We start from the raw sequence: 20,516 nt of genomic DNA on the forward strand, positions 1-20,516 counted from the left end.
CGATGATTTCCGACGATCTGAGCCTTCTGCTTCCCGAAATCGTGCTGGCGGTCTATGCGATGGCGGCGCTGATGTTCGGGGCCTACACCAGCAAGGACCGCGCCATGCCGGTGATCACCTGGACCACGGCCGGGGTCTTCGCGGTGCTGGCCTTCTGGATCGGGGTGACCGGGCCGGGCACCCATACCGCCTTTGGCGGCATGTTCATCGACGACGGGTTCTCGCGTTTCGCGAAGGTGGTTGTGCTGCTTTCGGCCGCCGCCGTGTTGGTGATGTCGCAAGATTACATGGCCAAGCGCGGCCTGGGGCGGTTCGAATATCCGATCCTGATCGCGCTGGCCGTCGTCGGCATGATGGTGATGGTCTCGGCCGGCGACCTGATGTCGCTTTACATGGGGCTGGAACTGCAGTCGCTGGCGCTTTATGTCGTGGCCAGCTTGCGCCGCGACAGCATCAAGTCGACCGAGGCGGGGCTGAAATACTTCGTCCTGGGCGCGCTTAGCTCGGGCATCTTGCTGTATGGTGCCTCGCTGACCTATGGATTTTCCGGCACGACGCTGTTTTCGGGCATAATCCAGACAGTGCATGGCGGGCAGATGTCGCTGGGGCTGCTGTTCGGTCTGGTGTTCCTGATCTCGGGGATGGCGTTCAAGATCTCGGCGGTGCCCTTCCACATGTGGACCCCCGATGTCTACGAGGGCTCTCCCACCCCGGTGACCGCCTTCTTCGCCACCGCGCCCAAGGCGGCGGCAATGGCGCTGCTGGCGCGGCTGCTGTTCGGCGCCTTCGGTACCGCCGTGCAGGAATGGAGCCAGGTGCTGTCTGTGCTGGCGGTGGGCTCGATGTTCCTGGGTGCGGTCGCGGCGCTTGGCCAGAACGACCTGAAGCGGCTGATGGCCTATTCCTCGATCACCCATATGGGCTATGCGCTGGTGGGCCTGTCGGCGGGAACCCCCGAGGGCGTGCAGGCGATGCTGATCTACATGTCGATCTACGCCACCACCACGATCGGCGTCTTCGCCTTCATGCTGTCGATGGAACGCGACGGCGTGCAGATCACCGATCTGCGGGCGCTGAACCTCTATGCCAATAAGGAGCCGCTGAAGGCGCTGGCGCTGATGGTGCTGTTGTTCAGCCTGGCGGGGGTGCCGCCGATGTTGGGCTTCATCGCCAAGTTCTACGTCCTCAAGGCGGCGATCGACGCGCATCTGTACTGGCTGGCGCTTCTGGCCGTGGTCGCCTCGGTGATCGGCGCGGTCTATTACATCCGGATCGTCTATCTGATGTATTTCGGCAAGGAAAACGAGGGCCTCGACACCGGCCCCATGGGGGTGATGCCCTGGGTGATGCTGATGGGCTCGGCCGCGGTCACGCTGCTGGGGGTCATCAACCTGTTCGGGGTCGAGGGGCTGGCGCAGGCCGCCGCGCTGACGCTTGTCCAGTGATCTTGCGCGCCGGGGCTGGCCTGCGGGCTATGGCCGGGTGATCCTGGACCAGACCGACAGCACCAATGCCGAGGCCGCGCGCCGCGCGCCGGGGCTGACGGCGCCGGAATGGATCCTGGCGCGGCACCAGAATGCGGCGCGCGGCCGGCGCGGCCGGCCCTGGGCGATGCCGGCGGGCAATTTCGCGGCCACGCTGGTCATGCACCCGGCCGAGCGCCCCGAGATCGTGGCGCTGCGCAGCTTCGTCGCGGCGCTGGCGCTGCATGACGCCTTCGTCGCCGTCACCGGCCGGGCCGAGCCCTTCTCGGTGAAATGGCCCAACGACGTGCTTCTGAACGGTGGCAAGGTGGCGGGGATCTTGCTGGAAAGCACGGGGCAGGGGCCGCGGGTCAGCCATCTGGCGATCGGCATCGGCATCAACCTGGCCGCCGCGCCCGAGGCGGCCCAGGTCGAACCCGGCGCCACCCGCCCGGTCAGCCTGATCGCCGAAACCGGCGCCCGCGTCACCCCCGAGGAATTCCTGGATCTTCTGGCCCCCGCCTATGCCGCGCGCGAAACCCTCTTCACCACCCAAGGCTTCGCCCCGATCCGCGAGGCCTGGCTGCAGCGCGCCGCCCGGATCGGAGAGGAAATCGTAGCCCGCACAACCCATGAGAGCATCCCCGGAACCTTCGAGACGGTGGACGCGATGGGCAACCTTGTCCTAAACACGGCCAAAGGGCGCCGCGCGATCCCCGCGGCAGAGGTCTTCTTTTGAAGGAGGGCGCGATGCTTCTGTGCATTGATTGCGGCAATACCAATACCGTATTCTCGATCTGGGACGGCACGCGGTTCCTGTGCACGCTGCGCACCTCGACCGAGCATCAGCGCACGGCCGATCAGTATTTCGTCTGGTTCTCGACGCTGGTCGGGCATCACGGCATCCGCCCCGAGATCGAGGATGTGATCATTTCGTCCACGGTGCCGCGGGTGGTGTTCAACCTGCGGGTGCTGGCGGATCGCTATTTCAACACCCGGCCACTGGTGGTGGGCCGCCCCGACTGCCTGCTGCCGGTACCGCCGCGCGTCGATCCCGGCACCGGGGTGGGGCCGGACCGGCTGGTGAATTCGGCCGGGGCTTTTGAGCGCCACGGCGGCAATCTGATCGTGGTGGATTTCGGCACCGCCACCACCTTCGACGTTGTGGCCCAGGATGGCGCCTATGTCGGCGGGGTGATCGCGCCGGGGGTGAACCTGTCGCTTGAGGCGCTGCACATGGCCGCCGCCGCGCTGCCGCATGTGGACGTGACCAAGCCGCAAAGCGTCATCGGCACCAACACCGTCGCCTGCATGCAATCGGGGATCTTCTGGGGCTATGTCGGCCTCGTGCGTGAGATCTGCGGCCGCATCCGCGACGAATACGACCAGCCCATGAAAATCATCGGAACCGGCGGCCTCGCGCCGCTGTTCGCCACCGGAGACGTCCTTTTCGACACGATCGAGGAGGATCTGACAATGCACGGCCTGACCGTGATTCATGCATACAACAAGGAAAACGGCCCCACATGACCAAAAAGAAGGACCGGCTGATCTACCTGCCCCTCGGCGGCGCGGGCGAGATCGGTATGAACTGCTATGTCTATGGCTATGGCCCCGAGGGGCGCGAACGGCTGATCGTCGTCGATCTGGGCCTGACCTTTCCGGATATGGACACGACGCCCGGCGTCGATCTGATCCTGCCCGACATATCGTGGCTGGCGGCGCGCGCCGATCGGATCGAAGCGATCTTCATCACCCATGCGCATGAGGACCATATCGGCGCGCTCGCCCATCTGTGGCCGCAGCTCAAGGCGCAGGTCTTCTGCCGCCGCTTCACCGGCATGCTGGCGGCGATGAAGCTGGAAGACCGCGGCCTGCAACCGAATGTCGTCTCGGTGGTCGAGCCGCGTCCCCATGCGGTCGAGGCCGGGCCCTTCCGGGTGCAATTCGTCCCCGTGTCGCATTCTATCCCCGAAAGCTCGGCGCTGATCATCGATACGCCGGCCGGGCGGGTCGTGCATACGGGTGATTTCAAGCTGGACGGCGCGCCGGTGGTGGGCGAGGCCTTCGCCCCCGAGGAATGGCATGCGATCGCCAAGGAAGGCGACGGCGTTCATGCGTTGATGTGCGATTCCACCAATATCTTCTCGCCTAGGCCCGGGCGGTCGGAATCGACCCTGGCCGAACCGCTGACCGCGCTGGTTGCCGGGGCCGGCGGCATGGTGGTGGCGACGACCTTCGCGTCGAACGTGGCGCGGCTGAAGACGCTGGCCGAGGCCGGGCGCGCAGCGGGCCGCTCGGTCTGCCTGCTGGGGCGGGCGATGAAACGGATGGTGACCGCGGCGGTGGAAAGCGGCGTGCTGACCGATTTCCCCAGCACCGTTTCGCCTGAACAGGCGGTCGATATCGGGCGCGAGAACCTGATGCTGATCGTCACCGGCAGCCAGGGCGAACGCCGCGCGGCCTCGGCCCAGCTGGCGCGCGGCAAATATCTGGGGCTGCAACTGGCCGAGGGCGACCTGTTCCTGTTCTCGTCGAAGACCATCCCCGGAAACGAGCGCGGCGTGATCCGCATCATGAATGCGTTTTCCGAGATGGGCGTGGATGTGGTCGACGATCACGACGGCCTTTATCACGTCTCGGGGCACGCCAACCGCCCGGACCTGGAGGGCGTGCACGACCTGCTGCGCCCGAAGATGCTGATCCCGATGCATGGCGAGCACCGGCATCTGCGCGAACATGCAAAAGTGGCGTCGGACAAAGGGATAGCATCCGAAGTTGCGACGAACGGAATGATGATCGACCTGACGTCCGGGCGTCCGCAGGTGGCCGAATACATCGAGACGGGGCGCGTATATCTGGACGGCAACGTGCTGATCGGCGCGATGGACGGCGTGGTCCGCGACCGGATCCGCATGGCGCTGAACGGCCATGTGATGGTGACCGTGATCCTCGACGAACAGGGAGAGCCGCTGGGCGACGCCTGGGCAGATGCGATGGGTCTGGCCGAGACCGGCAAGTCCGGCGCGCCGCTGGTGGAGGCGATCGAGGCCGATCTGACCGAATTTCTCAACCGCGCCGACCACCGCGTGCTGAAGGACGACGACAAGCTGGACGAGGCGCTGCGCCGGATCGTGCGCCAGGTCGCGATGGAGGAGGTCGGCAAGAAGCCCGAGGTGACGACGGTGGTCTCGCGGCTGGATTGACCGCGCGGCCCCGGCTTCGGATCGATTGAGGCCAGGACCGGGCGCGGTGCCTCGGGGGGCACGACACCTGCTCCCGCGAGATCAGCCGAGTTTCAGCCCAGAGGCGCTGGCAGGGCTTGCCAGCGCCCGGGCCCAGATCGGCGCGGCGCCGCTGGCCTGAAAGCCGGTGCTTCGCGGGTCAGCAGAAGATCAAATGGATCGGGCGGGCGTTCTAGGAATTCGAGATTTGGACCGGCGCCCGCCGCCTAGCGGACCTGGTCGAAAGCGGCTTTCTTCAGCCTCGGCCCGGTCGGCCAAAGGCAGCATGTGAAGTTGCAAAATCGGTTGAAGAATATCTTTCAACCCGCAGCAACAGCTATGATTTCACGACCCGGCGCGCGCTGTGGCTTTGGGTCTTCCGTGCCGCGACGATCATCGCGTGTCTTCAGGCCCGATCCGGCGCGTCAGGTGGTGTCCCGGGGCGGGCTGGAACGGACCGTGGCCGGGGTCGGGCCAGGCGCCGCGCGTTTCGCCTAAGCCGATCCGGCCGCCCGGGACCGTGCGGAAAAGGCCGACGGCGACGCGGCATTCGCCGCGCCCTTGCGCGGCGCCACGGGGCAGAGGCCGTCTACGAAGTCTTGAAGCTGCGGGTCAGGAAATCGGGCATGTGATCGCCCATGCCGACGACCGCGTCTTCCTCGCGCCGACCATTGCGCCGTTCGCCTTCGCGGCGCTCCGACTTGCGGCGCTCGGGCTTCGGGGCTTCGGCGGCCGCGGGTTCGGCCACCACGGGGGCCGGCTCTTCGCGGGGCGCCTCGTCACGGCGGCTGCGGCCGCCACGGCTGCGGCCGCGCCCACCTTCCTTGCGCTCGTCCTTGCGGTCGTCCTTCTCGCGGCGCGGCCGCTCGGGGGCGGCACTGAATTCGGGCACCTCACCGGCGGGGATGTCCATCTTGACCAGCGACGTGATGGCCGACAGATATTTGTCATCGGCCGGCACCGCCAGCGTGTAGGCGCGCCCCTGCCGCCCGGCGCGGCCGGTGCGGCCGATGCGGTGGACGTAATCCTCGGCATGGCTGGGGACGTCGAAGTTGAACACATGGCTGACCGCCGGAATATCCAGCCCACGCGCCGCCACGTCCGACGCCACAAGGAACCTGAGCGTCCCGTCGCGGAACCCGTCCAGGGTGCGGGTGCGCTGCGACTGGTCCAGATCGCCATGAATCGGGGCAGCATCAAAGCCGTGCGATTTCAATGACTTGGCTACCACATCTACATCGACCTTGCGATTGCAGAAGATGATCGCGTTTTGACAGGCCTCACCCTCGACCTCGATCAGCGCGCGCAGCAGCGCCCGCTTCTCGGTGAAGCTGCGATCACGCCGCGAGGGGGTGAACGAGAACAGCTTCTGCTCGATCGTCTCCGAGGCAGTGGCCTGGCGCGCGACCTCGACACGGGCGGGATTGTGCAGGAAGGCGTTGGTGATCCGCTCGATCTCGGGCGCCATCGTGGCCGAGAAGAACAGCGTCTGCCGGGTGAACGGCGTCAGCTGGAAGATCCGCTCGATATCGGGGATGAACCCCATGTCGAGCATCCGGTCGGCCTCGTCCACCACCATGATCTGCACGCCGGTCAAGAGCAGCTTGCCGCGCTCGAAATGATCCAGCAGACGGCCGGGCGTGGCGATCAGCACGTCGACGCCGCGGTCGATCAGCTTGTCCTGCTCGCCGAAGCTGACGCCGCCGATCAGCAACGCCTTGGTCAGCTTGGTGTTCTTGGCGTAGATGTCGAAATTCTCGGCCACCTGGGCGGCAAGTTCGCGCGTCGGCGCCAGCACCAGGCTGCGCGGCATCCGGGCGCGGGCGCGGCCCTTGCCGAGCAGGGTGATCATCGGCAGCGTGAAGCTGGCGGTCTTGCCGGTGCCGGTCTGGGCGATGCCCAGCACGTCGCGGCCTTCCAGCGCATGCGGGATCGCCTGGGCCTGGATCGGGGTGGGGGTTTCATAGCCGGCTTCGGCGACGGCGCTCAGCACCTTGGGATCCAAGGCGAGATCGGTGAATTTGGTCATCAGCGTCCTAGTCGGCGCGGCATCGGGCCGCGCTGGGTTATGGGACGCGATTGTCCGGGCGTCCCGGCGTCAGTCTTGCCCCCGTCAGGCCGTGGCCCCGGAGAATGGGATTGGACCTAGCGGAAAAGGCACGAAAGGTCAATTGCCTGTGCGGGCTGCGCCTTGCACCGCGCCGGGCAGAGGGCTATCCAGCTAGGGACGCATTGGAGGGGGATCCCATGGCCCATTATCGTTCTCGCAGATCCACGCATGGCCGCAACATGGCGGGCGCCCGGGGGCTGTGGCGCGCAACCGGCATGAAAGATGAGGATTTCGGCAAGCCGATCATCGCGGTCGTGAACTCGTTCACCCAGTTCGTGCCGGGCCATGTGCATCTGAAGGATCTGGGTCAGATGGTCGCGCGCGAGATCGAAAGCGCCGGCGGCGTCGCCAAGGAATTCAACACCATCGCGGTGGATGACGGCATCGCCATGGGTCATGATGGGATGCTCTATTCGCTGCCTTCGCGCGAGTTGATCGCTGACAGCGTCGAATACATGGTCAATGCCCATTGCGCCGACGCCATGGTCTGCATCTCGAATTGCGACAAGATCACGCCCGGCATGCTGATGGCGGCGATGCGGCTGAACATCCCCTGCATCTTCGTCTCGGGCGGGCCGATGGAGGCGGGCAAGATCAGCCCCGACGTGATCGACCATGACCTGGACCTTGTCGACGCCATGGTGATGGCCGCCGACGACCGCTACACCGACGAACAGGTACTGGAGGTCGAAAAGGCCGCCTGTCCGACCTGCGGCTCGTGTTCTGGGATGTTCACGGCGAATTCGATGAACTGCCTGGCCGAGGCGCTGGGGCTGGCGCTGCCGGGCAACGGCTCGATGCTGGCCACCCATGCCGATCGCAAGGAATTGTTCCTCGAGGCCGGGCGCAAGATCGTCGAGATCACGCGCCGCCATTATGAGTTGGAGGACAAGGGCCTGCTGCCGCGCGAGATCGCCACGTTCAAGGCCTTCGAGAACGCGATGAGCCTGGATATCGCGATGGGCGGGTCGACGAACACCGTGCTGCACCTTCTGGCGATCGCGCATGAGGGCGGGGTCGATTTCACCATGGACGATATCGACCGGCTCAGCCGCAAGGTGCCGGTGCTGTGCAAGGTGGCACCGGCCAAGCAGGATGTGCATATGGAGGATGTCCACCGCGCCGGCGGTATCATGGGCATCCTGGGCGAAATGAACCGCGCCGGGCTGATCCATCCCGACGCGCGCACCATCCATACCGAGACCATGGGCGAGGCGATCCAGAAATGGGACGTGATCACCGCCAATGACGCGGCGGTGGACGAATTCTACCGCGCCGCGCCCGGCGGCGTGCGCACCACGCAGGCGTTTTCCACCCAGAACCGCTACAAGGCGCTGGATCGCGACCGCGAGACGGGCGTGATCCGCGCGGCCGATCATGCGTTTTCGAAGGATGGCGGCCTGGCGGTGCTGTTTGGCAACATCGCCGAGCGCGGCTGCATCGTGAAGACGGCGGGGGTGGACGATTCGATCCTGAAATTCACCGGCACCGCGAAGGTGTTCGAGAGCCAGGACGACGCGGTTTCGGGCATCTTGACCGGCAAGGTGCGCGAAGGCGAGGTGGTGGTGATCCGCTATGAGGGTCCGCGCGGCGGGCCGGGGATGCAGGAAATGCTGTACCCGACCTCCTATCTGAAATCGAAAGGGCTGGGAAAGGCCTGCGCGCTGCTGACGGACGGGCGGTTTTCGGGTGGCACTTCGGGTCTGTCGATCGGCCATGTCAGCCCCGAGGCGGAAGAGGGCGGGTTGATCGGCCTGGTCGAGGATGGCGACAGGATCGAGATCGACATCCCCGGCCGCACGATCCATCTGGCGGTCGACGCGACCACGCTGGAAGCACGCCGCGCGGCCAAGGGGCCGCTGCCGTGGAAACCCGCGCAGCCCAGGAAGCGCGCGGTGTCGACGGCGCTGAAGGCCTATGCGCTGCTGGCCTCTTCGGCCGCGCGGGGCGGCGTGCGCATCTTGCCGGAATGATCTTGCAGGCCGCCGCGGGCGAAACGCGGCGGCAGCGCCGACCGGGCGATCGCCGTGACGGCCCTATCATGCGGGTTCGGGGGGCTTGGGCCATTCCGCGATCGGATGCGCCATGCCGGGCGGGCGCGCGCCCCTCGCGTACGGCGATCGGCGGCTTAGCGGCCGCTGCGCCGAACGGGGCCTGGCCGCGCAACGTGCCGCGCCAGCTGGCCCAAGGGCGCTGGCGGCCAGTGCAAGCCCGACGAGCAACCTCGACGAGATAGACCAGCGCGAATGCCGTTCCGATGGTGGGGGTCCTGGCGTCAAGCCCCGGCAGGGCGATCGTGCGCGCGGCCCTTCGCAAGTGCATGGTCGGCCGATGCGGTCCCACTTGGCGCAGGTTTCCCCGAAGCCCCAGTTCGGGCCCGCGTAGGCGCGCGCGCCGGCCTGTCAGTTCCAGCGCCCCCAGGGCCCGGCTGCGGGCCGCACAAAGCGGGCCCGTGCCGTGGCTTTGTGGAAATAAATATAATAATAACAAATAACTGAAGGCTTCAGTTCAGGTGGCGTCGCAGCATTTCTTGACGTCGCGAAGCTTCTCGTTGGAACCAGTCTGCGCCCCACGGTATTATTGTCGCCTTTCGGGCGATAATTGCGCAAGGCATCGCGGGCCGATTGGGGCCCCGATGCGCGGGCGGCGCGGGCATTCAAGGCACCGCCGTGTGACACGTCCGTGCCGTTCGCACGGGTCGGCGATGCGGCTTCGGGGCCACCGCCTGCACATTGGTCGCCGTTTGGGGTGGCGTGCGCGCCGTCTCGTGCCGGCCGATCGCCGCCATCCGGCGCGGACGGGCTTGAAAATGTCGCGTGGTGATGCGACCGGTCTTCGAGCCGCCTCTAGGGCTGGGCGCAGACATTCGGAGTGACGCGATGATCCAGGTACTTGCCGCCTCCTGGCCCCTGCTTCTGGGGGTGATGTTCTTGATGGTCGGCAACGGCGTCCAGGGCACGCTGCTGGGTATCCGCGGCGGGATCGAGGGGTTTTCGACCTTTCAGATGTCGCTGGTGATGTCGGCCTATTTCCTGGGCTTTCTGTTCGGGTCGCGGATGACACCGATCATGATCCGCCGGGTCGGGCATGTGCGGGTCTTCGCGGCACTGGGGTCGCTGATCTCGGCGGTGCTGGTGCTGTATCCGGTGCTGGTGCAGTGGCAAAGCTGGATATTGCTGCGGGTGCTGATCGGGTTCAGCTTTTCCGGGGTCTACATCACCGCGGAAAGCTGGCTGAACAATTCCGCCACCAACGAGACGCGGGGCCAATCGCTGTCGCTCTACATGATGATGCAGATGATCGGCATCGTCACCGCCCAGGGGCTGATGAACGTCGCCAGCCCCTCGGGGTTCACGCTGTTCGTCATTCCCTCGGTGCTGGTGTCGCTGGCCTTCACGCCGATCCTGTTGTCGATCGCGCCGGCGCCAGTGTTCGAGACCACCAAGCCATTGTCCTTCCGCGATCTTTACCGGATTTCCCCGCTGGGCTGCATCGGTGTGTTCCTGCTGGGCGGCGTGTTCTCGGCGCTGTTTGGCATGGCCTCGGTCTGGGGCACCCAGCAGGGGCTGAGCGTGCGCGAAATCTCGACCTTCGTCGGCACCATCTATGTCGGCGGCATGCTGTTCCAATACCCGATCGGCTGGGCATCGGACCGGATGGACCGGCGCCGCCTGATCGTCGGTTCCACGGCGGTCGGCGCGGTGGTGGCGGTGACGGCCGCCTTCCTGGCCTTGCCCTTCGTCGCATTGCTGGGGGTCGCGCTGATCGTGGGCGGGATCTCGAACCCGCTTTATTCGCTGCTGATCGCCTATACCAACGACTACCTCGACAAGGAGGACATGCCCGCGGCCTCGGCCGGGTTGATCTTCATCAACGGGCTCGGGGCAATTCTGGGGCCGGTAATCACCGGCTGGATCATGTCGAAGATGGGGCCGGGCGGGTTCTTCCTGTTCATCGGCGTGCTGATGGCCCTGATGTCGGCCTATGCGATCTGGCGGATGACGCGCCGGCCCTCCACCCCGGTATCCGACACCGGGGCCTTCGCGGCGGTGATCCCTTCGGCCTCGGCGCTGGCGGTCGACGCGGTTTTCGAGGCCGCCGTCGAAGAGGCCGAGGAGATATCGGAAGACGCGTCAGAGGCCGATCGGGCGGCGCATGATGCGGACCGGACCGCGGATCGGGCCAAGGATCACGTCGATCCTTGAGGCCCCCGTTGCGCGGCCAGGAGAAAGGTGCAAACTTGCGTCCATCAGGAGGCCTGCGACAAGGAGCCCGTCCCATGACGCACAGCTATTCCGAGGTTCTGGACTACTGGCTTTCCGAGGTCGGCCCCAAGGGCTGGTACGCCGGTGGCGAGGCGCTGGACGCCGAGATCCGCGGCCGTTTCGCCGCGCTTTGCGGCCACGCCTGGGACGGGGCGCTGACCGACTGGATCTCTGGGCCGGAGCCGGCCTTGGCCTATCTGATCGTCACCGATCAGTTCCCGCGCAACATCTGGCGCGGCTCCGACCGTGCCTTCGCGACCGACGCCAAGGCTCGCATGGCCGCCGATGCCGCCATGCGCGCCGGGTGGGACATGCAGGTGCCCGAACCCCAGCGCCAGTTCTTCTATCTGCCCCTGATGCATCACGAGGACCCCGACGATCAGGCCCGCTGCGTCGCCCTGATCGCGGAGCGGATGCCAAAGACGGGCGCCGACAACCTAATTCACGCCCGCGCCCACCAAGAGGTGATCCGCCGCTTCGGCCGGTTCCCCCATCGTAACGCAGCGCTGGGGCGGACGAGCAGTCGTGAAGAGGTCGATTTCCTGGAAAATGGCGGCTATGCGCAGATTTTGCAGGCCTTGAAGGCCCGGGATCCGGGCGCGCGCTAGCGGCGGTGACCGGCCGCGGATGGCGCGGCGCCTGGGGGTCGGTCTGGCGCGCATTGCTCTGGCTGGAGAACTGGTTTAATACCAAACTACTTTTTGCAAGGAGGTGCGCCCATGGCGTCCAAGGCATTCGACATGATCGTGATCGGCGCGGGGCCGGGGGGCTACGTCGCCGCGATCCGTGGGGCGCAGCTGGGCCTGAACGTGGCCATCGTCGAGCGCGAGCACCTGGGCGGCATCTGCCTGAACTGGGGCTGTATCCCGACCAAGGCGCTGCTGCGTTCGGCCGAGGTGTTCCACCTGATGCACCGCGCCAAGGAATTCGGCCTTTCGGCCGAGAAGATCGGCTACGATCTGGACGCGGTGGTGAAACGGTCGCGCGGGGTGGCAAAGCAGCTGACCTCGGGCGTCGCGCACCTGATGAAGAAGAACAAGATCACCGTGGTGATGGGCGAGGCCACGCTGCCCGCGAAGGGCGTGGTCAGCGTCAAGACCGAGAATGGTACCGAGGAGCTGACATCAAAGCATATCGTGCTGGCGACGGGGGCGCGCGCGCGCGACCTGCCAGGGCTGGAAGCCGACGGCAAGCGCGTCTGGTCCTACAAGCACGCGCTGCAACCGCCGCATCAGCCGAAGGATCTGCTGGTCATCGGCTCGGGCGCGATCGGCATCGAATTCGCAAGCTTCTACAATACCTTGGGCGCCAAGACCACGGTGGTCGAGGTGATGGACCGGATCCTGCCGGTCGAGGACGCCGAGATTTCGGCCTTTGCCAGGAAGCAGTTCGAAAAGCAGGGCATGACGATCCGCGAAAAGGCCACGGTCAAGAAGCTCGACCGTAAGGCCGACAAGGTCACCGCGACGATCGAGCAGGGCGGCAAGACCACGACCGCCGAATTCGACACGGTGATCTCGGCCGTGGGCATCGTCGGCAATGTCGAGGGGCTGGGCCTGGAGGCCCTCGGCGTGAAGGTCGACCGCACCCATGTGGTGGTGGACGAATATTGCCGCACCGGGGTCGACGGCCTTTACGCGATCGGCGACATCGCCGGCGCGCCGTGGCTGGCGCACAAGGCCAGCCACGAAGGCGTCATGGTGGCCGAACTGATCGCAGGCCAACATCCGCATCCGGTGCGCCCCGGCGCCATCGCGGGCTGCACCTATTGCCAGCCGCAGGTGGCCAGCGTCGGCCTGACCGAGGCCAAGGCGAAAGAGGCGGGCCATGACATCAAGGTCGGCCGCTTTCCCTTCATCGGCAACGGCAAGGCGATTGCCCTGGGTGAGGCCGAGGGCATGGTCAAGACGATTTTCGACGCCAAGACCGGAGAGCTTCTGGGCGCCCATATGGTCGGCGCCGAGGTGACCGAGCTGATCCAGGGCTATGTGGTGGGCCGCCAGCTGGAAACCACCGAGGAGGACCTGATGAACACGGTCTTCCCGCATCCGACGCTCAGCGAGATGATGCACGAATCCGTGCTGGCCGCCTATGGCCGGGCGATCCATTTCTGACGGCCGGGTTCCCGCGCGGCGGCGGATATCGGCGCCTTTGAACTGGCGCCGCTGTCCGCAACCGGCTAGGCGGAAAGCATGAGCGACGCCGCCGCGCCCCGCACCAATTTCCTGATCGTGTTCACCATCTGGGGCGCGGGCCTGGGGGCGGCGGCGCAATTCGCCAAGATTTCGGTGATCTTCGCCCCGATGGCCCGTGACTATGGCGGAGCGGCGGCTACATCCTGGCTGGTGTCGGTGGTGGGCATCGTCGGGCTGATCTTCGGCACAACCGCGGGGCTTTTGGTGGTGCGGCTGGGGCCGCGCCGGGTGCTGGTCGGCGGGTTGATGCTGGGCGCGGCGCTGTCGGCCTTTCAGGCGGGGATGCCGGGCTATGGCTGGATGCTGGCCTCGCGCGTGGCGGAAGGCGCGTCGCAGTTGGCGATCGTGGTCGCCGGGCCGGTACTGATCGCCGAGGTGACGGCGCCGCGGCACAACGGGTTTGCCATGTCGCTGTGGGCCTCGTTCTTCGGGGTCTCCTTCGCGGCGAGCGCGCTCATTGCGCCGGTGCTGGTGGCGGCTTTCGGTATTGCGGGGCTGTTCGCGGCCCATGCGGCCTATATGGCGGTCTTTGCGGCCCTGCTCTGGCCGATGCTGCCCGCCGACCATTCCGCCGACCGCCCCGCGGCCGCGCCGTGGCCGCGGCCGCGCGAAGGCCTGCTGGCCCAGCATCTGGCGATCTACCGTTCGCCCTTTGTCGCGGCGCCGGCGGCGGGATTCGTGTTCTACACGCTGATGTTCGTGGCCCTGGTCACGCTGATGCCGTTACAGATGCCGCCGGCGTTGCACGGCTGGGTGTCCGAAGGCATGCCACTGATCGCCATCGCGGTGTCGCTGACGCTGGGGGTGCAGATCCTGCGCTGGCTTTCGGCGGTGCGTCTGGTGCAATTGGGATTCGCGCTGGCGGCGGTTGCAGCCCTGTCGCTGTGGCTGGTCTGGGGGGAAGGCGCCGCGATGACGGTGGCGTTGCTGGCGCTGGCGGGATCGCTGGGGCTGGTGCAAGGCGGCAGCTTCGCCGCGATCGCGGAATTGAACCGCACCTCCGAAGACCGGGCCCGCGCCGCCGGTGCGATTGCGCAATTGGGCAATCTGGGCACCGCCACCGGCACACCGCTGCTGACCGCGCTGATCGCCGGACAGGCGGCGACGGGCGTGCTTGTCTTTTCGGTGCCGCTTTGTCTGGGCGGGCTTGCCGCGCACCAGTGGATGGCTTGGCGCCGGACGCGCGGCCATTGAACCGGATGCCGGCCGCGGCGCCAGCGGGGTCACCCCCCGGACCCGGGTCGGGTGCTCGAACCTGTTAGAGTGCGAAGGCGCGCTCTGTGCGCTCTTTCCGGCGGAAAGATGCTTGGGGCCGCCAATCCGGCGCCGTTGCTGCGCGCGACAATGGCGAAGGGCGCGGGGGCGAAGGGCGCGGGCCTCCTGCCCAGACACGGTGCCGGGCCGTGGAATTAGAAACGGGCGCCGGGGAGGCGGCGCCCGTTTCGCGTCGGTGCAGGGAGGGAAATGAGGGAGGAGTCCCAGGCACCGCCGATTCTATGCTGGACGGGCCGACACCGCTTGTGGGCCGCGTCGGCGCCAGGTCCGGCGCCTCAGCGCTCGACCGGGCCGCCCGCCGAAACCCATTCGCGGAAACCGCCCAGGTTGAAGACCTTTTCATAGCCGAGGCCCGCCATCCGCTGGCCGCCCATCTGCGACCGTGCCCCCGAGGCGCAATACAGCACCACCGGCTTGTCCGTCTTCAGACGCTTGTCGAAATCGGGGCTCTTGGGATCGGTGACCATCGCCAGCCGCGCCATCGGGATATGCAGCGCGCCCTTGGCCTTGCCGGTCGAGCGGATCTCGCCCGCGTCGCGCACGTCGATCAGGGTGATCTCACCTGCGGCGGCCTTCTGGACCGCGTCTGCGGCACTGATGCGGCCCACGGCGCCGCCCTTGGGCTTGAGAAAAGAAAGCATCGCGTTTCCCTTTGTCTGTCCTGTCCCCAGCATCTGGGGCGGCGTCGCTGTTCGTTCAACCCCCTATAGCACAAAATATTCATAACTGTGAATATAGAGTTTTCGCAACTTCCGCGTGCCGAGAAGGCTGGCACCGCTTCGGAAGCGGCGGATTTCCGTGCGAATTCGCGATCCGGCGACTGGGGGGCGCGGAAGCATGCGAATCGTCCGACGGCCGACATTGCGCGCGGCAATTGGGCGTCCCGCCGCCGCGTTCTTGGAACGTTCTCATATTTCGATTGGAGACTCGGCCATGATCGCCTATCTGTGTCTCGGTGGATCGGGGATCGAGATGGCCGAACTGAAACAGATCGAGGTGCGCGGCGCGCGCGAACACAATCTCAAGGGGGTCGATGTCGACATCCCGCGCGACCGGCTGGTGGTGATCACCGGCCTTTCGGGGTCGGGCAAGTCGTCGCTGGCCTTCGACACGATCTATGCCGAGGGTCAGCGCCGCTATGTCGAAAGCCTTTCGGCCTATGCGCGCCAGTTCCTCAACATGATGCAGAAGCCGGATGTCGACCATATCTCGGGCCTCAGCCCGGCGATCTCGATCGAGCAGAAGACCACCAGCAAGAACCCGCGCTCGACGGTCGGCACGGTGACCGAGATCTACGATTACCTGCGTCTTCTGTTCGCGCGCGCGGGCACCCCTTACAGCCCCGCCACCGGCCTGCCGATCGAGGCGCAGCAGGTGCAGGACATGGTCGACCGGATCATGGGTATGGAGGAGGGCACGCGCGCCTATCTGCTGGCCCCGATCGTGCGCGACCGCAAGGGCGAATACCGCAAGGAATTCCTCGAACTGCGCAAGCAGGGCTTTCAGCGCGTCAAGGTGAACGGCGAGTTCCACGAACTTGACGCGCCGCCCACGCTGGACAAGAAGTTCCGCCACGACATCGACGTGGTGGTCGACCGCATCGTGGTGCGCGCGGGGATGGAGACGCGGCTGGCCGACAGCCTGCGCACCGCGCTTGACCTTGCCGACGGGATCGCGGTGCTGGAAACCGCCCCCGCCGAGGGCGATCCCGACCGCATCACCTTCTCGGAGAAATTCGCCTGCCCGGTTTCGGGCTTCACCATCCCCGAGATCGAGCCGCGGCTGTTTTCCTTCAACGCCCCCTTCGGCGCCTGCCCGGAATGCGACGGGCTGGGGGTGGAACTGTTCTTCGACGAACGGCTGATCGTGCCGGACGCGGCGCTGCGGCTGGCCGACGGCGCGCTGGCGCCCTGGCGCAAGGGCAAGACGCCCTATTTCCTGCAAACCATCGACGCGCTGGCCAAGCATTACAATTTCGACAAGCGCAAGGCCTGGAAGGATCTGCCCGCGCATGTGCAGCAGATATTCCTGTACGGTTCGGGCGAGGAGGAGATCGCGTTCCGCTATGATGACGGCGGCCGCGTCTACCAGGTCAGCCGGATCTTCGAGGGCATCATCCCCAACATGGAGCGCCGCTACCGCGAGACCGACAGCGCCTGGGTGCGCGAGGAATTCGAACGCTACCAGAACAACCGCCCCTGCCATGTCTGCGAGGGCTACCGCCTGCGCCCCGAGGCCCTGGCGGTGAAGATCGGTCCCGCCAAAGGCGGGCGGGACAAGCTTCTGCATATCGGGCAGGTGGTCGAGATGTCGATCAAGGAGGCCTACGCCTGGGCCGAGACCGTGCCCGCGGCGCTGTCGGCCCAGAAGAACGAGATCGCCCGCGCGATCCTGAAGGAGATCCGCGAGCGGCTGGGATTCTTGAACAACGTCGGCCTCGAATACCTGACCATGAGCCGCGCCGCCGGCACCCTTTCGGGCGGCGAGAGCCAGCGCATCCGGCTGGCCAGCCAGATCGGCTCGGGGCTGACGGGGGTGCTCTATGTGCTGGATGAACCCTCGATCGGGCTGCATCAGCGCGACAACGACCGGCTGTTGCAGACGTTGAAGAACCTGCGCGACCAGGGCAACACGGTGCTGGTGGTGGAACATGACGAGGACGCGATCCGCCATGCCGATTACGTCTTCGACATCGGCCCCGGCGCGGGGGTGTATGGCGGCCAGGTGGTGGCGCATGGCACGCCCGAGGCGATCGCCGAGGACCCGGCCAGCCTGACGGGGCAGTACCTGTCGGGCGCGCGCGAGATCGCGGTGCCGGCCACCCGGCGCAAGGGCAACGGCAAGAAGCTGACCGTGGTCAAGGCCACCGGCAACAACCTGCGCGAGATGACGGCCGAGTTCCCGCTTGGCCGCTTCGTCTGCGTCACCGGGGTATCGGGCGGGGGCAAGTCGACGCTGACGATCGAGACGCTTTACAAGACCGCCGCGATGCGGCTGAACGGCGCGCGCGAGACGCCGGCACCGTGCGAGACGATCAAGGGGTTCGAACATCTCGACAAGGTGATCGACATCGACCAGCGCCCGATCGGGCGGACGCCGCGCTCGAACCCCGCGACCTATACCGGGGCGTTCGGGCCGATTCGCGACTGGTTCGCGGGTCTGCCCGAGGCCAAGGCGCGCGGCTACAAGCCGGGGCGCTTCAGCTTCAACGTCAAGGGCGGGCGCTGCGAGGCCTGCCAGGGCGACGGCGTGATCAAGATCGAGATGCATTTCCTGCCCGACGTCTATGTCGAATGCGAGACCTGCAAGGGCAAGCGCTACAATCGCGAGACCTTGGAAATCAAGTTCAAGGGTAAGAGCATAGCCGACGTTCTTGACATGACGGTTGAAGATGCGCAGGCGTTCTTTTCGGCCGTGCCGGCGATCCGCGAGAAGATGGATGCGCTGGTGCGCGTGGGGCTGGGCTATATCAAGGTGGGGCAGCAGGCGACGACGCTTTCGGGCGGCGAGGCGCAGCGCGTGAAGCTCTCGAAGGAGCTGTCGAAGCGCGCGACGGGGCGCACGCTATATATCCTCGACGAACCCACAACTGGCTTGCATTTCGAGGATGTACGCAAACTTCTTGAAGTTTTGCATGAACTTGTCGAACAGGGCAATACGGTCCTGGTGATCGAGCACAATCTGGATGTCATCAAGACCGCCGACTGGATCATCGACATCGGCCCCGAAGGTGGCGATGGCGGCGGCGCGATCGTCGCGACCGGCACGCCCGAGGAGGTTGCCAAGGTCGCGGCCAGCCATACCGGGCGCTATCTGAAGGACATGCTGAAGCCGAAGGGCAGGGTGGCGGCCGAATAGATCGGTGATCTCGCAAGGTCGCGAGGCCGTTTTGTCGGCGGGCTTCGCCTGACAACCGGGCCGCACAGCAATTCTGCAAACAATCGTGCGACCGGTGCGCGCAGGCCCTAGGCGGCGGGGCTTTGCCGGCCTATGATCGGCGCCATGATCGTAGAACTCGGACATTTCGCGCTGGTTCTGGCGCTTTTCGTGGCGGCAGTGCAGACCGTGCTGCCGATGATCGGGGCGCAGAAGGGATGGCCGGGCTGGATGGCCGTGGCCGAACCCGCAGCCACCACCCAGTTCCTGCTGGTGGCGTTTTCCTTCGCTGCATTGACCTATGCCTTCGTCACCGACGATTTCAGCCTGCGCCTGGTGGTCGACAATTCCAACACCCTCAAGCCGATGCTCTACAAGGTCGCCGGGGTCTGGGGCAATCACGAGGGCTCGATGCTCTTGTGGGTGCTGATCCTGTCGCTTTTCGGCGCCTGCGCGGCCTGGTTCGGCGGCAATCTGCCGCCCGCGCTGCGGGCCCGGGTGCTAAGCATTCAGGCCCTGATCGGCGTGGCGTTCTATCTGTTCATCCTGTTCACCTCGAACCCGTTCTGGCGGGTCGATCCGGCGCCGATGAACGGCTTCGGGATGAACCCGCTGCTGCAGGATCCCGGCCTGGCCTTCCATCCGCCGTTCCTTTACCTCGGCTATGTCGGGCTTTCGATGTCGTTCAGTTTCGCCGTCGCGGCGCTGATCGAGGGACGGGTGGATGCCGCCTGGGCCCGCTGGGTGCGGCCCTGGACGCTGGCCGCCTGGATGTTCCTGACGGTGGGCATCGCGCTGGGGTCGCTGTGGGCCTATTATGAGCTTGGCTGGGGCGGCTTCTGGTTCTGGGACCCGACCGAGAACGCCAGCTTCATGCCCTGGCTGATCGCCGCGGCGCTGCTGCATTCCGCGATCGTGGTCGAAAAGCGCGAGACCCTGAAGGCCTGGACGATCCTCTTGGCGATCCTGGCCTTCGGCTTCTCGCTGATCGGCACCTTCATCGTGCGCTCGGGGGTGATCACCTCGGTCCACGCCTTCGCCACCGATCCGACGCGCGGGGTCTTCATCCTGGGGCTGATCGCGGCCTTCATGGGGGCGGCGCTGACGCTGTTCGCGATCCGGGCGCCGGCGATGGAGGCCAAGGGCGTCTTTTCCACCGTCAGCCGCGAGACCGCATTGGTGTTGAACAACGTGCTGCTGGCCGTCGCCTGTTTCGTGGTCTTCATCGGTACGATCTGGCCGCTAGTGGCGGAACTCGCCTTCAACCGCAAGCTTTCGGTGGGCGCGCCGTTCTTCGATCTGGCGTTCACGCCGTTCATGATGGCGCTTGCGGTGATCCTGCCGATCGGGACGCTGCTGCCGTGGAAACGCGGCCGGCTGGCGCGGGCGGCGTTGCCATTGCGCGGCGGCGCGGTGCTGGCGGTGGCGGTTGCCCTGCTGGTCTATGCGGTCCAGTCGGGGCACAGCGCGCTGGGGCCGCTGGGCGTGGGCCTTGGGGTGTGGCTGATCCTGGGCGCGCTGACCGATCTGGCCAGCCGCACCGGGCGCGGCGGGCCGATGGCGCGGCTGGGCCGGATCACGCGTCTGCCGCGGGCCGACTGGGGCCGCGTGACCGCCCATGCGGGGCTTGGGATCACTTTCATCGGGATCGCGGGGGTGATGGCCTGGCAGGTGCAGGACATTCGCGTCGCCCGGCTGGGGCAAAGTTACGATGTCGGCGGCTACAACATCACGCTGAAGGATGTGCATCAGGTGCAGGGTCCGAACTACACCGCGCGCGTCGCCGATATGGTGGTGACCAAGGATGGCCGCGAGGTCGCGGTGATGCATCCCTCGAAGCGCTTCTACCCCGTCGCTGGGACCCCCACGACAGAGGCCGCGATTCGCCCGGGGTTCACCCGCGACCTGTATCTTGTGCTGGGCGATGCACAGAAGGGCGGCGGGTATGCGGTGCGCACCTATATCAAGCCCTTCGCCATGTGGATCTGGTCCGGCGCGATCATCATGGCGCTTGGCGGGCTGCTCAGCCTGACCGATCGCCGCTACCGCATCGCCGCGGGCGCGCGCAAGGCCGCACCCGCCCAGGCCGTGCCCGCGGAGTGACCTGG

Annotated in this window: 13 protein-coding genes; 11 read left to right on the forward strand and 2 right to left on the reverse strand. The window is 66.4% G+C overall.

The genetic code is table 11. The features are described from left to right. The first annotated feature begins 2 nt into the window (after positions 1-2). The 4 genes from nuoN to BLV97_RS08475 are packed head-to-tail and all read left to right on the forward strand — an operon-like array spanning position 3 to position 4,669. Positions 3-1,445, forward strand: a complete 1,443-nt coding sequence (gene nuoN / locus BLV97_RS08460; RefSeq protein WP_035844258.1) for an NADH-quinone oxidoreductase subunit NuoN — start codon at positions 3-5, stop codon at positions 1,443-1,445. Then, the gene (locus BLV97_RS08465) at positions 1,435-2,202 is read left to right on the forward strand and encodes a biotin--[acetyl-CoA-carboxylase] ligase (protein WP_035844256.1); all 768 of its coding nucleotides are present in this window, start codon (positions 1,435-1,437) and stop codon (positions 2,200-2,202) included. The genes nuoN and BLV97_RS08465 overlap by 11 nt, the downstream gene beginning before the upstream one ends. Before the next feature lie 11 nt (positions 2,203-2,213). Then, a complete protein-coding gene (locus BLV97_RS08470) occupies positions 2,214-2,993 on the forward strand; it encodes a type III pantothenate kinase (RefSeq protein WP_035844254.1) in 780 nt (259 codons plus the stop codon). Next, positions 2,990-4,669 carry a ribonuclease J gene (locus BLV97_RS08475; RefSeq protein ID WP_035844252.1) on the forward strand — a complete coding sequence of 560 codons (1,680 nt, stop codon included), beginning with the start codon at positions 2,990-2,992 and terminating at the stop codon, positions 4,667-4,669. Before BLV97_RS08470 ends, BLV97_RS08475 begins: the two co-directional genes overlap by 4 nt. A gap of 607 nt (positions 4,670-5,276) precedes the next feature. Here BLV97_RS08475 and BLV97_RS08480 read toward each other — a convergent pair. After that, positions 5,277-6,716, reverse strand: a complete 1,440-nt coding sequence (locus BLV97_RS08480; RefSeq protein WP_035844250.1) for a DEAD/DEAH box helicase — start codon at positions 6,714-6,716, stop codon at positions 5,277-5,279. Between the two features lie 218 nt (positions 6,717-6,934). Here BLV97_RS08480 and ilvD point away from each other — a divergent pair, with 218 nt between their 5' ends. The 5 genes from ilvD to BLV97_RS08505 all read left to right on the forward strand — a co-directional run bounded on the left by ilvD (position 6,935) and on the right by BLV97_RS08505 (position 14,451). Beyond that, positions 6,935-8,770, forward strand: coding sequence for a dihydroxy-acid dehydratase (gene ilvD / locus BLV97_RS08485; RefSeq protein ID WP_035844248.1), 1,836 nt, complete (start codon positions 6,935-6,937; stop codon positions 8,768-8,770). Positions 8,771-9,676: 906 nt separating this feature from the next. Continuing rightward, positions 9,677-11,002, forward strand: a complete 1,326-nt coding sequence (locus tag BLV97_RS08490) for an MFS transporter (RefSeq protein ID WP_035844246.1) — start codon at positions 9,677-9,679, stop codon at positions 11,000-11,002. 74 nt (positions 11,003-11,076) lie between these two features. Next, positions 11,077-11,670, forward strand: a complete 594-nt coding sequence (locus tag BLV97_RS08495) for a DUF924 family protein (protein ID WP_035844244.1) — start codon at positions 11,077-11,079, stop codon at positions 11,668-11,670. A 111-nt stretch (positions 11,671-11,781) separates the two neighbouring features. After that, the gene (gene lpdA / locus BLV97_RS08500) at positions 11,782-13,176 is read left to right on the forward strand and encodes a dihydrolipoyl dehydrogenase (RefSeq protein WP_035844242.1); all 1,395 of its coding nucleotides are present in this window, start codon (positions 11,782-11,784) and stop codon (positions 13,174-13,176) included. A 78-nt stretch (positions 13,177-13,254) separates the two neighbouring features. Then, on the forward strand, positions 13,255-14,451 hold the full coding sequence (locus BLV97_RS08505) for an MFS transporter (RefSeq protein WP_035844240.1): 1,197 nt from the start codon (positions 13,255-13,257) through the stop codon (positions 14,449-14,451). A gap of 356 nt (positions 14,452-14,807) precedes the next feature. On the opposite strand, the gene BLV97_RS08510 is transcribed toward BLV97_RS08505, so the two are convergent. After that, positions 14,808-15,173: a rhodanese-like domain-containing protein gene (locus BLV97_RS08510; protein WP_035844238.1), complete on the reverse strand. Its 366-nt coding sequence runs from the start codon at positions 15,171-15,173 to the stop codon at positions 14,808-14,810. A gap of 331 nt (positions 15,174-15,504) precedes the next feature. Between BLV97_RS08510 and uvrA the strand changes: the two genes are divergently transcribed. Next, entirely contained in the window at positions 15,505-18,390 is a 2,886-nt protein-coding gene (uvrA, locus tag BLV97_RS08515; protein ID WP_035844294.1) for an excinuclease ABC subunit UvrA, read from the forward strand. A 144-nt stretch (positions 18,391-18,534) separates the two neighbouring features. Beyond that, complete coding sequence (locus BLV97_RS08520) at positions 18,535-20,511, forward strand: heme lyase CcmF/NrfE family subunit (protein ID WP_035844292.1); 1,977 nt, start codon at positions 18,535-18,537, stop codon at positions 20,509-20,511. Positions 20,512-20,516: the final 5 nt, after the last annotated feature.

The sequence above is a fragment of the Allgaiera indica genome (genome assembly GCF_900106675.1).
GTDB lineage: Bacteria > Pseudomonadota > Alphaproteobacteria > Rhodobacterales > Rhodobacteraceae > Acidimangrovimonas > Acidimangrovimonas indica.